The sequence below is a fragment of the Streptomyces xanthochromogenes genome, from assembly GCF_014650455.1.
Taxonomy (GTDB): Bacteria; Actinomycetota; Actinomycetes; order Streptomycetales; family Streptomycetaceae; genus Streptomyces; species Streptomyces xanthochromogenes.
Genome location: NZ_BMUZ01000009.1, coordinates 140,037 through 155,805 on the forward strand (window position 1 = coordinate 140,037; position 15,769 = coordinate 155,805).

Sequence of the window (15,769 nt, forward strand, 5' to 3'; positions counted from 1 at the left end):
CGCTCAGCCCCGCCCCTTGGGGAACACACGAACAGGGGATCGGGTGTTCGCCGGTACGCGTGATCGCCACCGGATTCGTTGCTCAACTCCCTTGTGGCGACGGATGCTTGTAGGGCGCAAGCGACGGGCTGCAGACCGGAGTTGCGCGGTTCCACAGCGGCGTTGTCCCGATGCCGCATCGCCTGTACAAGGAGAAAGCACCACCATGAACCTCATCACCGACCTGCTCGCCGGCGTCCTCCACTTCATCGGCTGGCTCGTCTGACGATCGTCACGCCCGGCGCCGTCGTTCCCCGTCCCACGGGAGCGGCGGCGTCGCCGTGTGTCCGAAGGCTCAGCTTCGGACGGGGGCGAGCTGGGCGTCCCTGCGGACCAGCGCCGCGTATCGGCCGTCCTGTTCGAGCAGTTCCTCGTGCGTGCCGCGCTCGGCGATCACTCCACCGTCGAGGACGACGATCTGGTCCGCGTCCCGCACGGTGGACAGGCGGTGGGCGATCGTGATGGTCGTGCGGCCTTCGGACAGCGCGTCGATGGCCTGCTGGACCGCCTGTTCGGTACGGGTGTCGAGCGCGCTGGTCGCCTCGTCGAGGATGAGGACCGGCGGGTCGCGCAGGATCGTCCGGGCGATGGCCAGGCGCTGCTTCTCGCCACCCGAGAACCGGTAGCCGCGCTCGCCGACGAGGGTGTCGTAGCCGTCCGGCAGCGAGGCGATGTGGTCGTGGATCTGGGCCGCGCGGGCGGCCGCCTCCAGCTCCTCGTCGGTGGCTTCGGGCTTGGCGAAGCGCAGGTTCTCGGCGACCGAGGCGTGGAAGAGGTACGTCTCCTGCGAGACCACGCCGACCGAGCGGGCGAGGCTGTCGAAGTCGAGCTCGCGCACATCGACGCCGTCCAGCGTCACGCGGCCGCCGGTCACGTCGTACAGACGCGGTACCAGATAGCTGAGCGTGGACTTGCCCGAGCCGGTGGGGCCGACGACCGCGAGGCTTCCGCCGGCGGGCACGGTCAGGTCGATGCCGGAGAGGGTGGGCCGCTCCTGCTTGTCGTCGTAGTGGAAGTCGACGCCCTCGAAGCGGACCGCGCCCCGCGCCTGGGGCAGGCGCACGGGCTCGGCGGGCTCGGTGATGTCCACCGGCAGGTCGAGGTACTCGAAGATCCGCTGGAAGAGGGCGAGCGAGGTCTGCATCTGGACGCCGGTGGACAGCAGGCTCACGGCGGGCCGGAACAGGCCCTGCTGCAGCGAGACGAAGGCGACCAGGGTGCCGATGGAGACGGAGGGGCCACCGGTCTGCAGGGCGAGCCCGGCCGCCCAGTAGATGACGGCGGGCATGGCGGCCATGACGATGCCGATGGTGGACATGCGCCAGCGCCCGGCCATGTTGGAGCGCACTTCGAGGTCCACCAGGCGCTCGGACTCGTCGGCGAAGTTCCGGGTCAGCGAGTCGGCGCGGCCCATGGTGCGGCCGAGCAGGATGCCGCTGACCGAGAGCGATTCGGTCACCTCGGCGGCCATCGCGGCCATCTGCTTCTGGCGCTGGGTGGTGATCTTCTTGCGTTCGCGGCCCACTCTTCGGCTGATCCACACGAAGACGGGGAGCAGGAGCAGCGAGACGCAGGTCAGGCGCCAGTCGAGCGCGAGCATCGCGACGACGGAGGCGACCACGGCGGTGAGGTTGGAGACCAGCGAGGTGGCGGTGGAGGTCACGGTCGCCTGCATGCCGCCGATGTCGTTGGCGATCCGGGACTGCACCTCACCGGTGCGCGTACGCGTGAAGAACGCGAGCGGCATCCGCTGGAGCTGGGCGTAGACGCCGGTGCGCAGGTCGTGCATGACGCGCTGGCCGACGGTGGTGCTGATGAGCGTCTGGAGCACGCCGAAGACGCTGTTGACGACCGCGGTGGCGATCATGCCGAGGGCGAGCAGGCTCAGCAGGCCCGTGCGGTTCTGCGGGATGGCCACGTCGAGGATCTCGCGCAGCAGGAACGGCGAGGCGACCGAGACGAGCGAGGAGGCGGCGACGAGCAGCCCGACCACGGCCAGCCTGCCGCGATAGGGGCGGAAGAGGCCGAGGATGCGGCGGATCTGCGCCGGCTCCTGCGGCTCGGAGCCGCGGGGCGGGGGTGTCCAGGTGGATTGTTCGGGGCGCATGGGCTCCTTCGACAGGTGTGAGGGCGTCCGCCCGGGGGCGGCGCGACGACGACTTCGAGAGCATAGCTCATTGTTACCTATACTCACAATGAACCAGGTCCTGTTATTGTTCCCGTATGCAGCCACACATTTCCCGGGCCCCCGACGCCGACGGCCTCCTGGCCGAGCAGTTGCTGCGGCTGACCCGCCGACTGCACCGGATCCAGAAGCAGCACCTGGAGCCGGTGGGCATCACGCCCGCGCAGTCCCGGCTGCTGCGCACCCTCGCGCACTGGAGCGAGCCGCCGCGCATGGCCGACCTGGCCGCGCGCCTGGAGGTCGTGCCGCGCGCCGTGACCACCCTGGTCGACGCCCTGGAGGAGAGCGGTGACGTGCGGCGGGTGCCCGATCCCACCAACCGCCGGGTCATCCGCATCGAGCTCACGGAGGCGGGGCGCGCCACGCTGCGCGCGCTGCGCAGCGCGCGCCGGGGCGCCGCGGAGGAGATCCTGGCTCCATTGGACGCCGACCAGCGCGAGGTGCTCGGCGGACTGCTGACGGCTCTGGTGGACGGATCGCCGGAGCGCCGCTGCTGACGGACCCGAGGAGGCCGTGGTCATGCCGCTGCTGGAGCCCGATCCGCGAAGCCTGCGCCCGACGGGGCGCCGCGCCCCCTCATCCGACCGGGTCCCCGACGCCCTCGCGGCCGGTACCCCGGAGCCGCTGCGCTCGGAGCTGATCGCGCTGCTCGGCGCGGACAAGGTGTGCTGGAAGGTCTCCGACCTGGTGCGCTACGCCTCGGACGCCAGCCCGTACCGCTTCGTGCCGCGGGCGGTCGTCGTCGCCGAGAACATCGACGACATCTCCGCGATCCTGTCGTACGCCCACGGCAAGGGCCGCGAGGTCGTCTTCCGGGCGGCGGGCACCAGCCTGAACGGACAGGCACAGGGCGAGGACATCCTGGTCGACGTGCGCCGGCACTGGGCGGGCATCGAGGTGCTCGACGACGGGCTGCGGGCCCGGGTGCTCCCGGGGACCACCGTCGTCCGCGCCAATGCCGCCCTCGCCCGGCACGGCCGCGTGCTCGGGCCCGACCCGGCCAGTGCCATCGCCTGCACGGTCGGCGGTGTCGTCGCCAACAACGCCTCGGGCATGACGGCCGGCACCACCCGCAACTCCTACCGCACGGTCTCCTCGCTCACCTTCGTCCTGCCGAGCGGCACGGTCGTCGACACCGGGGACCCGAGGGCCGACGAGGACCTCGCGCATGCCGAACCCCGGCTCTGCGCGGGCCTGTTGGAGCTCAAGGAGGAGATCGAGGCGGACCGGGAGCTGACCGCCCGTATCCGCGCCAAGTACACGATCAAGAACACCAACGGCTACCGTCTGGACGCCTTCCTCGACGGGGCGACGCCGGTCGAGATCCTGCGGGGGCTGATGGTCGGTTCCGAGGGCACCTTCGGCTTCATCTCGGAGGTCGTCTTCGACACGCTGCCGCTCGATCGCCTGGTCTCCACCGCGCTGCTCTTCTTCCCCTCGCTGCCCGCCGCGGCGGGGGCCGTGCCGCTGTTCAACGAGGCGGGCGCGATCGCCGTCGAGCTGATGGACGGCAATACGCTGCGGGCCTCCGTCAGCGTCAAGGGGGTGCCCGCCGACTGGGCCGACCTGCCCAAGGACACCACGGCGCTCCTGGTGGAGTTCCGGGCGCCGTCGGCGGCGGCCCAGGAGGCGTACGAGCGGGCCGCGGGCGAGGTGCTCTCGGGGCTCGAACTGGTCGCGCCCGTCGCCTCGGTGACCAATGCGTTCACCCGGGACCCGTGGACGATCGCCGGTTACTGGAAGGCCCGCAAGGCGTTCGTGACGGCGGTCGGCGGGACGCGCCCCTCCGGTACGACGCTGATCACCGAGGACTTCGCGGTGCCGCCGTCGAGCCTGTCCGAGGCGTGCGCGGCCCTGCTCGAACTCCAGGCGCGGCACGGCTTCGACGCCGCGGTCGCCGGTCACGCCGCGCACGGCAACCTGCACTTCCTGCTGGCCTTCGACGCCTCCCGGCCGTCCGACGTGGACCGCTACGCCGCGTTCATGGACGAGTTCTGCCGCCTCACCGTGGAGCGCTTCGACGGATCGCTCAAGGCCGAGCACGCCACGGGCCGCAACATCGCCCCGTTCCTGGAGCTGGAGTGGGGCCCGAAGGCGACCGGGCTGATGTGGCGCACCAAGCAGGTCATCGACCCGGACGGGGTGCTCGCGCCGCGCATCGTGCTGGACCGTGACCCGCGGGCCCACCTGCGCGGCCTGAAGACCATCCCGAAGGTGGAGCTGGTGGCCGACCCCTGCATCGAGTGCGGCTTCTGCGAGCCGACGTGCCCGAGCAAGGACCTGACCACCACTCCGCGCCAACGGATCGTGCTGCGCCGGGAGATGATGCGCCAGCCGGATGCCTCGCCCGTGGAGTCCGCGCTGCTCGACTCGTACGGCTACGACGCGGTCGACACCTGCGCCGGGGACTCGACGTGCGCCCTCGACTGCCCGGTCGGCATCGACACCGGCGCCCTGATGAAGGACTTCCGGCACCAGCGGCACAGCGCGCGCGAGGAACGCGCCGCGGCGCTCGCCGCCCGGAACTTCAAGGCCGTCGAGGTGTCCGCGCGGCTCGCGGTCGCGGCGGCCGACAAGATCGGCGACCGGCTCCTGGAGCGCGTCACCGGCCTCGCCCGCAAGGCCGTGCGCCCCGATCTCGTTCCGGAGTGGCTGCCGCAGATTCCCGGCGCGGCGAGCGCCACGCTCCCGCGCACCGCGCGGGTCGGCGCCGCGGCGGTCTACTTCCCGGCGTGCGTCAACCGCATCTTCGGCGAGCCCGACGGCTTTCGCGGGCCCTCGCTGCCCGAGGCCCTGGTGGCGGTCTCCGAACGGGCCGGGCGGCCGGTGTGGATCCCGGACGATGTGGCGGGCACCTGCTGCGCCACGATCTGGCACTCCAAGGGGTACACCGAGGGCAACGCGGTGATGGCCAACCGCATCGTCGAGGCCGCCTGGGGCTGGACCGCCGGCGGGCGGCTCCCGCTGGTGGTCGACGCCTCGTCGTGCACGCTCGGCATCGCGCACGAGGTGGTGCCCCATCTCAGCGACGACAACCGGGAGCTGCACCGCGAGCTGACGGTCCTCGACTCGGTCGTCTGGGCCGCCGAGGAACTCCTCCCCCGGCTCACCGTCCTGCGCACCGCGCGCTCGGCCGTCCTCCATCCCACCTGTTCCATGCGGCACTTGGGGGACGAGGCACAGCTGCGGGCCGTCGCGGCGGCCTGTGCGGACGAGGTCGTCGTTCCGGACGACGCGGGATGCTGCGCGTTCGCCGGAGACCGCGGGATGCTGCATCCGGAGCTGACGGCGTCGGCCACCGCCCGCGAGGCCACGGAGGTGCGGGCGCGGCCCTACGAGGCACATCTGTCGGCGAACCGGATGTGCGAAGTGGGTCTCGAACGCGGTACCGGCCGCCGGTACTACTCCGTGATCCTGGAGCTCGAACGGGCCACGCGCCCCGGGCCGGAGTACCTCCGCCGGAGCTGAGCACCGGCACACGGGACGGGCTCCGGCGGCGACACGCGCGCCCCCGTCCCCTGATGGAACGTCACCAAGCCTTCCTGGGCCGGTATCAAGAGACCGGCGGGGCTCTTGCGCACAGCCGGACCTTCCTTCAAGGTCGCTACCTAGGTTCGGCAAAGGTCGCGCAAATCTCCGCCCATGGAAATCCTGTCGATCACCAGGAGGCTCGATGAACGACGCAGTACCGGAGCACCAGGACGTCAGCCGGCGCTCCGTTCTGTGGACCGCGGGGGCGGCCGGCGCCGGGCTCGGGCTCGGGGCGTTCGGCGGCACCGCCGAGGCGGCGCAGCAGCCGGAGGAACGGGCGGCGGGGGGAACCGCCGCCAAGGAACCCCCGCGTCAGGGCAGAACCATGATCGGGGTGCCGTTCCAGCGGCGCTCGACCGTGCGGGTCGCGCTGATCGGCCTCGGCAATCGCGGGGCCGCGATGGCCGAGCTGTATCTCGCCGTGCCGGGCGTCCAGGTGGTGGCGCTCTGCGATCCCGTGAAGGCGAAGGCCGAGCGGGTGGCCGCCAAGGTGACCGCCGCCGGGCAGCCCGCGCCGGCCGTCTACGTCCACGGCGACCACGACTACGAGCAGCTCCTGCGGCGCGGCGACGTGGACTTCGCCCATGTGGCGACGCCTTGGGACTCGCACTTCGAGATCGCCAAGTCGGCCCTCCTGAACGGGGTTCACGTCGGCGTCGAGTGTCCGGCCGCGCTCCAGCTGGACCAGCTGTGGGCCCTGGTGGACCTCTCCGAGCGGACCCGCAGACACTGCATGCAGTTGGAGAACTGCTGCTACGGGCGCAACGAGATGCGGGTGCTGCGCATGGCGCACGCGGGCAAGTTCGGGGACCTGCTGCACGGCGCGGGCGCCTACAACCACGACCTGCGCTCGCTGATGTTCGACCCCGCCTACTACGAGGGCCCCTGGCGCAGGCTCTGGCACACCCGCCTGCGCGGCGACCTGTACCCCAACCACGGCTTCGGCCCGGTCGCCAACTACATGGACCTCAACCGGGGCGACCGCGCGGTGAGCATCGTCAGTGTCGGCTCCCCCTCGCTCGGCCTTTCCCGCTACCGGGAGGCGAACATGCCTGCCGGTGACCCGAGTTGGAAGGAGTCGTACATCGGGAGCGATCGCACCATCAGCCTGGTGCAGACCGCCAGGGGCCGGGTGATCCGGCTGGAGCACGATGTGTCGACGCCCCATCCCTACAGCCGGATCAACAGCCTCGGTGGCACCAAGGGCCTCTTCGAGGACTACCCGGAGCGGATCTACATCGAGCCGGACCACAAGAACGACGAGTGGGGTGACTTCTCGGCGTACGCGGAGTGGGACCACTGGCTCTGGAAGGAGCACGCCAACCCGCCCGGCGCGCACGGGGGAATGGACTACATGCTGGTGTTCCGCCTGATGCAGTGCATGCGCCTGGGCCTCGTGCCGGACTTCGACGTGTACGACGCGGCGACCTGGACCTCGCCGGTCCCGCTGAGCCATCTGTCGATCAAGCAGCGCGGACTGCCGCAGCAGATCCCGGACTTCACCCGGGGCGAGTGGCGCACGTCGCGTCCCGGCATGGACTCCGAGAAGCCCGCCGACGCGTGAGGGCCGGTGCTCCCGGCCTCGTGCGGCCGGGAGCACCGGGGGGGGTTCAACAGTGCCGGACGTCTTCGGTCAGGGTGCCCTGGACGGTCTTCAGGCTGCGGTCGTAGCAGCCGTCCGAGCCGTACAGGCGGTAGCGCTCGGCGGAGGTGCCGGTCGCGTGCCGCTGCTCGCGCGGCACGTTCATCGTCCAGGAAGCGTCGCCCCGGTAGGTGTCGTCGAGGTGCGAGAACGCGGTGGGCCGGGCGCCGCGCAGGGTGATCGAGTCCGCGCGGTCGCCGAGCGTGATGGCGGTGCGCAGCCGGCCGTCCGCGCCGATGGTCGTGGTGCCGTCCATCGTGTACGTACGGTTGTCGCGCGCCGTCACCGAGGGGCCGCGTCCGGACGTCGTCACGCTTTGGTCGTCGCGCCAACTCCCCTTCAGCGCATCGTTGTTCTCGCCCTCGGTCCAGCGGTGCACCGAGTCGGCCGACACGGAGCGGGTCACGGTGGTGGTGACGCGGCCGTGCGAGGTGTCGAGGTACCCGGCGGTCGTGAGGCGGTGCTCACTCCTGGCGTCGAGCCGCAGCTCGGGTGAACCCGGCTGGTACGTGGTGGAGTCGACCGGGGTCGACTCCTCGTGCCGGGTCAGCCCGCCGGTGACGACCTTGCTCCCCCGGTCCTGCCAGATGAGGAGATTGGTGGGCGTGGACCAGCCGTCCTGGCCCGCGGGCACCCCGGCGACGGCCACCTCGACCTGGTGCGGGCGGCCGTCGTTGAGCAACGCGGCGTACGGCGTCAGGTCGTACTCGACGGGCTTGACGTCGAAGGCGCGGGGCGCGGGCACGACGTACCAGAGAGACGGGTTAGCTGAAAGCATGGGAGCACGTATGACCTGCGGTTTCACAGTGACCTCTCGGGAAATCACCACACCTGGTGTGCCCGGAGTAGCCCCAGGTCACCCCGTGGGCTCCCCCATCTCGCGCACCGCCAGGTGCCCGGGAGTGCCCGGAATCCGACGGTGCGTCAGAACCAAGGGGGGCGCCCTCATACAGCCCTGATGCGACCTCGGCCCCCGGACGATGCGGGGCTGATCGACCTCGACAGCAGCCTTGGCGACAGCGGCGCCCACGGGGAGACGGAGGCGGACCGCCTGTTCCTTCACGTCCGCCCACTGCAACTCCCCTATGGCCGGGTGCACCCGGGTTGAGCGCGACGGGGAGCTCTCGCTCCCCGTCGAGGTACGCCATCGGGCGCGGAGCTCCGCGGCCATTGTGGATGCGGGCCCGGGACCATCTGCGCTCGATCCGAGCGTGGGCCAGCGGGGCCGGGCAGGATCCGGTCATGCCTCCAGAGTGCGGGCGCGGGCCCCTGGCCGCCGCGTACTCTCGACTCACGTAGTCCGGACCGGTCGAAACGGTACAGCACCGCTTGGGGCGCAAGGCGATCCTCGCAACCAGCGAACTGCCCGAGCGGCTGAAATCGGCCCAGCACGCGCTGCGTTGAGTCGGCCTCCAACAGGAAGGCAGACCGGGTGCCCCCCCTCCGCCCCTCATCGTGATCGATGTGCAGAACGGCTTCGTGATCGAGCACAGCCGGCACGTGGTACCCGTCATCGGCCGCCTCATCGAGCAGTGGGAGGCGGCCGGGGCGCCGGTGCTGTTCTCCCGCTACTTCAACCACCCCGGTTCAGACGAGCCTCATCCAGCGGGACGCCTGCGGGCCAACCGCCCTCTTCCCCAAGCCCCCACCACTACACGCCGACTGCAAGGCCATCTCGGGCAGCTGGACCTCCCGCTATGACCACCTCACGCTCACGAGCGCGGCACCGTGACGATTGCTCGCGCGCAGCTAGTGCTCTGACCGCATAGGTTCACCGGGTGGGGGCGTCTGCGGCTGGAGGGATCGAGTCGGGACTGTGTTACTGCGGGGTGTTCTCCACCGCCCACCCGCGGAAGAGGGTGAGTGCCTCAGTGAGGTTGCCTGGCCCGCATGCAGCATGGAAGGTCATGCCCGAGGTCCAGGCCAAGACCCAGTCGTCCTTGCTGCGTCGGAGGTCCTGGCGGAGGAAGTCGTGCCCTTCGAGGTCGGTGTCCTCCAAGTCAATGCGCACTTACCAGCCAGGGTTGTCGAGCGTGTCGATCTTGATACCCCACTCATGCTCCCAGTCCCCGTTGCACTGTGCGGAGTACCAACTCTGCAGCCGGTCCAAAACGTTCTCGGCTTCGCTCATGGCACGGGATGCTAGGTCAGCCGCGGGTCCAGACCGGACGCGGTTGGTTCAACGTGCCCTGGGAGTCGCGATGGCCGAGCCGGTGCGCGTGCGAAGACTGACCGATCAGGAGGGGCAGCGGCTGCAGCAGATCGTGCGGCGAGGCAGCACCAGTTCGGTGCGCTACCGGCGCGCGATGATGCTGCTGGCCTCGGCCGGCGGGAACCGGGTCCCAGTGATTGCCCAACTGGTGCGGGCCGACGAGGACACCGTCCGCGACGTAATCCACCGGTTCAACGAGATCGGACTGGCCTGCCTTAACCCTCGGTGGGCGGGAGGCCGTCCCCGCCTGCTCAGTCCTGACGACGAGGACTTCGTCGTCCAGACGGCCACCACCCGCCCGACCAAGCTCGGCCAGCCCTTTACCCGTTGGTCCCTCCGCAAACTCGCCGCCTACCTGCGCCGCGTCCACGGACGCGTGATCCGGATCGGCCGCGAGGCGTTACGGTGCCTGCTCGTCCGCCGCGGCGTCACTTTCCAGCGGACCAAGACCTGGAAGGAGTCGCCAGACCCCGCCCGCGACACGAAGCTGGACCGGATCGAGCACGTCCTGGAGCACTTCCCAAACCGCGTGTTCGCGTTCGACGAATTCGGCCCGCTCGGCATCCGGCCCACCCGCGGATCATGCTGGGCCGCGCAGGGCCGACCCGAGCGGCACCCCGCGACTTACCACCGCACCCACGGTGTTCGCTACTTCCACGGCTGCTACTCCGTCGGCGACGACACCCTGTGGGGTGTCAACCGCCGTAAAAAGGGCGCTTCGAACACTCTGGCCGCGCTCCGATCGATCCGCGCGGCTCGCCCGGACGGCGCCCCGATCTACGTCATCCTGGACAACGTGTCCGCCCACAAGGGCGAGATGATCCGGCAATGGGCGATAAAGAACCGCGTCGAACTGTGCTTCACCCCAACCTACGCCTCCTGGGCCAACCCGATCGAGGCCCATTTCGGGCCGCTGCGGCAGTTCACCGTCGCCAACTCGAACACCCCAACCACACCGTCCAGACACGCGAGCTGCACCGCTACCTGCGCTGGCGCAACGCCAACGCCCGCCATCGCGACGTCCTCGCCGCCGAACGCAAGGAACGCGCCCGCATCCGCAGCGAGAAAGGCATTCGGTGGGGCGGCCGCTCACTCGTCGACGCAGCCTGACCCCAAGCCGGTGAACCTATGCGGTCAGGGCACTAGCGGGGGTGAAGGTTGCGACAATGGGTTCGATGGCCGGGTACAACAGGGAGAAGTCCCCACACTGGGCCTCCCAGGGCGGCAGGTGCGACACCCGCGAGATCGTCCTTGGGCGTGACGGCACCGACGTGAAGAGGGAAGCATGCTCCCGGCAGCTCCTTCACACCCCCCGGGCGCGCCCGGGTCCCGGCCCCGGCGGACTGCGGGCACGGCCGCCGACGGGGACGGCTTCCCGTCACCCGCGGTGGGGCCGCCCACCGATGCGGAGCACCGGACGCTCCGAAAATGATCGCGGCTGCCAAACAGCCTGCGCCCCAGCTGAACTGACGGCCCACCATCACCCCGTTTCCAACGAGCTGATACCCCGAACCCCGGGCAATCCGCCCGGGAGTCCACCCAGCCAGCCGACAGATCCATGTGCATGGCGTGGTGCCGCGCCATCCCCGCGGACATCAAGCACCCCCATCGCAGCCTCCCGGGCGGGGCCAGCACGGGTGCGCAGCTTCGGGTCGCAGACGGTGCCACTTGCGTAGCCCGGCTTGCTCGTTCTCGACGCGCGGTCTGTCGGTCGGCGTGAAGTGCGCCGTCACTCGCAGCTGCAGCGCCGGTATTCAAGGCGCGCTTGCCCATTGATGGGCATGACGCGGCCCCGCCGCGGTGTAGACGTCCGGGCGGGGCCGTGGCACTGATTGGTGGATCTAGTTGTAGGGCCTGAGGATGGTGTTGGCTTCGTAGTGCCAATTGGCTGGGGTGTTGAACGTGTAGCCGGGGGCGGCGCCGTTGAGGGTGCCGTCGGGCTTGGTGGTCCAGGTGAACATGCGGCTGATGCCGTCGCTGTAGCCGTACATGGCGCCGACGTCGTCGCGGCCGTCGCCGTTGAAGTCGCCGGTGGTGATCATCATGTGGTTGTGGTCCCAGTTGCCGGGGGCGGACTTCCAGGCCTGGGTGGGGGTGTTGAACTTGCCGTCGCGGGTGCTGGTGGCGACCAGGGTGTGCATGGCGTCGCTGCCGTCGGAGTAGTCGTACCAGGTGATGATGTCGTCGATGCCGTCGCCGTTGAAGTCGCCGGCCTGGAGGTAGGTGCGGTTCCAGTCGCCCCAGGAGGTGATGGTGCTGCCCCAGGAGGTGAGGTCCGGCTGGAAGGCTCCGGTGGGGCCGGCGAGGAAGGTGTGCATCTTGAGGGTGCCGTCGTCGTATCCGTAGAGGGCGGCGATGTCGTCGCGGCCGTCGCCGTTGAAGTCTCCTGTGACGACCTTGCTGTGTTTCACGTCCCACCAGCCGGCGGGCAGTGCGGTGCCTTCGAAGGGCGGGTTGAAGCCGCCGCGGACGTCGGCGGTGAGGGTGAACAGGCGGTCGGATCCGTCGGCGTAGGAGTACCAGATGGCGAGGTCGTCGCGGCCGTCGCCGTTGAAGTCGCCCGACTGGAGGCTCATGCTCTCGGAGTACCAGCTGCCCTTGGCGGAGGTGTAGGAGACGACGGGGGCCTCGAAGCCACCGTCGGGCTTACCGAAGGCGGTGAAGACCCGCATCAGGCCGTCGCCGTAGTCGTAGGTCATCGCCGCGTCCCCGCGGCCGTCTCCGTTGTAGTCGCCGGTCGCGAACCGCATCTTGTTCACGTTCCAGCTGCCGATGCCCGAACTGTAGGAACCGAACGGGGCGTTGAAGGTGCCGTCCGAGTTCGTCAGGAACGACTGGAACGCGGCGTGCCCGTCACTGTAGGTGTACCAGGACGCCATGTCGCTGCGCCCGTCGCCGTTGTAGTCGTGGCGGATCGCGGTGCCGCTGGACCACAGGGCCTGGCCCTTGGCGTTGTCGATGATGAGGTTGCCGCGGTCCTGGAGCATGACGTAGCCGTCGGCCAGGTGCTCGGGCTTGCCGATGGTGGCCTGGTTGGTGCTCCACAGAGAGGTGGAGTCGTCGGCGGCCTTGTTGACGGTGATGTTGCCGTCGTTCTGGACGAGGGCGGTGGCGCCCGGGTTTCCGCCGGTGTTGGACGCCCAGATCACCGTGTTGGCGTTCGAGGTGATGACCAGGTTACCGTCGGCCTGCATGGTCAACTTCGCCGAGTTCGAGGCGACGGACTGGCCGGAGGTGAGGCGGGTACCGGGGGTGATGCGACGGCCGCCGATGGAGCCGTCGATGGTGAACGGCTGCCCGAAGCCGGTGAGAGCGTTGCCGGTGACCTGGCCGGGCCAGCCGGTCACGGTGTTGTCGGCCTTGCGGCCCCACAGATCGGCGATGCCGTCGCCATCGAAGTCGCCGGAGGAGCCGAGGGTCGGATAGGCAGCTTGCGGTAGTGCCAGGTTACCGATCTTCGTGCGGTGCCCGTCAACACCCCATGTCGCATAGTTCACGACGGCGTTGGGGTCGAGAGGATCGGCTTCGCCGTAGGCGCGGTAGAGCTCTCCGCTGCTGTTCTTGCGCATCAGCAGGTCGGGGCGGCCGTCTTTGTTGAGGTCGCCTGGTGCGACGAGGGTGTACTGGTCCCAGTCGTTTCCGCCAACAGGAATGGGGTGGGTGCGGACGGTGTCGAGGTTCTGGGTTCGGTTGCCGTAGTACACCCAGAGTTGCTTGCCCTGCTTGACGAGCAGGTCGGGCATGAGGTCCTTGTTGAAGTCACCGCTCAGGACCTGCTCGGCGTCCGACCAGTGGTCATCGCCTGTCCAGCCGGGAGTCTGGCGGCACTTGGGCGGGATCACGCCTGGTTTGGGGCAGGCGACCTTGAGGGTTCTGACGTCCTCGTCCTGGGGGTTGATGACCCCGCGGCCGTTGTTCGGGTACATCCGCAGGGTGTTCTTGCCGGACTCGCTGTTGCGCTCCAGGGCGATGAGGTCGTTCTTGTCGTCCTCGTTCCAGTCGTCGCTGGCGGTCACTTGCTGCCCGGGGAAAGCTCCGCCCCCGTTGGCGGCGACGGAGAATTCCTTGTTGCCGTGGCCGGCGTACGTCAGGAGGGTGCCGTTGGAGTCGACGCTCCAGATGTCCTTGAACGTGTCTCCGTTGAGGTCGCCGGGCTGGTCCCGCGCCTGGTTGCGGTCGGCGTAGTACAGGTAGCTGGCGGTGTCGGAGCGATTGCCCGCCTTGTCGACACTGAAGGCATAGACGAGGTGGGGCCCGGCATTCGGCGGTGAGGCCTCGGTGGTCCAGGCGCTGCCGACCTGGGCGACGTTGACACGAGGGTCGGTGTCGGTCCACCAGTGGTAGGCCACCACGTCCTTCACGCCGTTGGGGCCGAAGGTGAAGTGACCGTCGTCGTTCACATTGCCGTTGGGCTCGTCAGGCCAACCGGCGTCACCGTTGGGGAACACGGTCGAGGTGATCGTGGGGGGCTGGCTGGGGCGTTCTCGGTCCACGGAGAACTTGCAGGTTTTGGTCCAGTCCGAGGTCGCGTTGTCCTGGTCTCGGGTCTGCACCTTCCAGGTGTAGGTGCCACTGGGAACGGCCTCGCCGGGAAGGACCACGGAGGCGTAGCGGTTGTTGAGCGCAGGGATCTCGGTGTCGACCACCGCCTTCGTTACGCCCTGTTTGAAGACCTGGAAGTGCGCCTTGAGGTTGCCCTTGTCCTTGTCCTTGACCTGCGCGGACAGGCTGATGGGGGTGTTGCCAATGGTGCCACCTGCGTCGCAGCTGGTCGCCGGGCTGGTGGTGAGGTTGTAGGGCGTCTGGGGCGGGTTGTTGTACTGCACCTCCAGTACGGCTGTCTTCTGGTCGAATTTTTTCCACTGGTACTCGTCGGTCTCGCTCTCCGGGAACAGGCCCAAGGTGAGGCTTGTCTCGTTGGCTGCCGCACTGGCTCGCATCGCGGATGTGGCGTCGTACTCCAGGTTGCCTGCCGGGCACCGCGTGGAGTTCCAGCCCTTGGATTCCTTGGACCGGGACAGCTCACCGCCGATCTTCTTCGGCTCGTTGTTCCAGGTCGTAGCGGGCGAGATGTCTCCGGTACGGAACAACAGGGCCGGCGCGTCATCGCAGGACCAGGACCACACATTGCGCAGCCGGAAGGTGGCCTTCTGGATCTGCGCGCCGCTCACGTAGGTGGTGTCGACGCGGAAGTATGAGTGTGAGGTGCCGTTGGTGTCGCTCTCATGACCGACGCGCACGACTTCATTGGCGTTCCAGTACGAGGTGTTGGGGTAGCGGTCGTAGACGCGGGTCCAGCTCCACTTCTGCCGGTCTCCCCAGCCCCAGGTCGGGTCGATGTACACCGGGTAGGTGGTGTCGGATCCGGTGAGCAGCTTCTGGTCCGGCGTGATGTCCAGCTTGCCACCGCTGATCTCGGTACCCATCTGGGCGTCCTTGGCTCCGGCGCCGGGTTCGAAGCTGTCGGCGGGTGCGCTGGCGGCCTCCCCTGCGGCCAGCGCACGCTTGGCCAGCGGGGCCGCAGCGGGAGTCGGGGGGTTCTTCGGGGTGCTGGAGTCCCACATCAGCGGGGCGGGGCTCGTGAACACCGTCTGCCCGGACGGGTCCGTTGCGACCAGCGACTTGGTCTCGTCGTCCTTGGCGATGTCCAGGCCGACGGTGTTCGTGGCGAACTGCAGCTGGGCCAGTTCCGGGTTCTTCGCCGCCTCTGCCGTCTTGACCACCAGCAGCTGCGAGAATCCCTCGATGTCGGCCTTCAGTTGCAGGTCCACCCCGGCCAACACCTCCGGGTAGGTTGCCACGTTGCCGTTCAGGGTGGGCTTGGGCAGCGGCTTGGCCCAGGACAGCGTCAGCGTTCGGCCGTCCTTGGCGCCCGAGAGCATCGGCCCGGTGCCGCCACCGGAGAACTTCACCGCGACCGTCGAGGCCTTCGGCACCACGGATCCGTCCGACGCGAACACGAGCGTGGGGTCCGTCGCCACCCACGCCCCGTCCCGCCACACCCGCACCGCCTGGCCGTACTGGCGCACCATGAACGAACCATCGGGCTGGGCCCACGTGTCCGTGGCCTCGGTACGCGCCGACGTCAGCTCATAAGGCTGGCCGGACGACTTGGCCTGTTGCAGCGCGTACTCCTCCCTGGTCACAACACCACGTGCCA

The 15,769-nt window shown here is 69.3% G+C and carries 6 protein-coding genes and 3 pseudogenes; 5 read left to right on the top strand and 4 right to left on the bottom strand.

All coding sequences use genetic code 11. The annotated features are described in order from the left end of the window. Positions 1-334: 334 nt before the first annotated feature. Positions 335-2,146, bottom strand: coding sequence for an ABC transporter ATP-binding protein (locus tag IE267_RS23420; protein ID WP_189764571.1), 1,812 nt, complete (start codon positions 2,144-2,146; stop codon positions 335-337). Between the two features lie 116 nt (positions 2,147-2,262). Here IE267_RS23420 and IE267_RS23425 point away from each other — a divergent pair, with 116 nt between their 5' ends. The 3 genes from IE267_RS23425 to IE267_RS23435 all read left to right on the top strand — a co-directional run bounded on the left by IE267_RS23425 (position 2,263) and on the right by IE267_RS23435 (position 7,319). Next, complete coding sequence (locus tag IE267_RS23425) at positions 2,263-2,721, top strand: MarR family winged helix-turn-helix transcriptional regulator (RefSeq protein ID WP_161247969.1); 459 nt, start codon at positions 2,263-2,265, stop codon at positions 2,719-2,721. A 22-nt stretch (positions 2,722-2,743) separates the two neighbouring features. After that, the gene (locus IE267_RS23430; RefSeq protein WP_189764572.1) at positions 2,744-5,692 is read left to right on the top strand and encodes an FAD-binding and (Fe-S)-binding domain-containing protein; all 2,949 of its coding nucleotides are present in this window, start codon (positions 2,744-2,746) and stop codon (positions 5,690-5,692) included. Between the two features lie 205 nt (positions 5,693-5,897). Beyond that, positions 5,898-7,319, top strand: a complete 1,422-nt coding sequence (locus tag IE267_RS23435) for a Gfo/Idh/MocA family protein (protein ID WP_167155416.1) — start codon at positions 5,898-5,900, stop codon at positions 7,317-7,319. A 46-nt stretch (positions 7,320-7,365) separates the two neighbouring features. Here the strand turns inward: IE267_RS23435 and IE267_RS23440 are convergent. After that, a pseudogene (locus IE267_RS23440) lies at positions 7,366-8,166 on the bottom strand (peptide-N4-asparagine amidase); the annotation flags it as partial. A 686-nt stretch (positions 8,167-8,852) separates the two neighbouring features. Between IE267_RS23440 and IE267_RS23445 the strand changes: the two are divergent. Beyond that, complete coding sequence (locus tag IE267_RS23445) at positions 8,853-9,098, top strand: isochorismatase family protein (RefSeq protein WP_229861388.1); 246 nt, start codon at positions 8,853-8,855, stop codon at positions 9,096-9,098. A gap of 118 nt (positions 9,099-9,216) precedes the next feature. On the opposite strand, the pseudogene IE267_RS39715 reads toward IE267_RS23445, so the two are convergent. Continuing rightward, a pseudogene (locus tag IE267_RS39715) lies at positions 9,217-9,528 on the bottom strand (immunity 53 family protein). Between the two features lie 70 nt (positions 9,529-9,598). Here IE267_RS39715 and IE267_RS23460 point away from each other — a divergent pair. Continuing rightward, positions 9,599-10,719: pseudogene (locus tag IE267_RS23460) on the top strand (IS630 family transposase). Positions 10,720-11,450: 731 nt separating this feature from the next. Here the strand turns inward: IE267_RS23460 and IE267_RS23465 are convergent. After that, entirely contained in the window at positions 11,451-15,755 is a 4,305-nt protein-coding gene (locus IE267_RS23465) for an FG-GAP-like repeat-containing protein (RefSeq protein ID WP_189764576.1), read from the bottom strand. Positions 15,756-15,769: the final 14 nt, after the last annotated feature.

Bases quoted from the DNA above. Each gene is read 5' to 3' on its own strand.
- IE267_RS23420 (WP_189764571.1), bottom strand. From the start codon at position 2,146: ATGCGCCCCGAACAATCCACCTGGACACCCCCGCCCCGCGGCTCCGAG.
- IE267_RS23430 (WP_189764572.1), top strand. From the start codon at position 2,744: ATGCCGCTGCTGGAGCCCGATCCGCGAAGCCTGCGCCCGACGGGGCGC.
- IE267_RS23435 (WP_167155416.1), top strand. From the start codon at position 5,898: ATGAACGACGCAGTACCGGAGCACCAGGACGTCAGCCGGCGCTCCGTT.
- IE267_RS23425 (WP_161247969.1), top strand. From the start codon at position 2,263: ATGCAGCCACACATTTCCCGGGCCCCCGACGCCGACGGCCTCCTGGCC.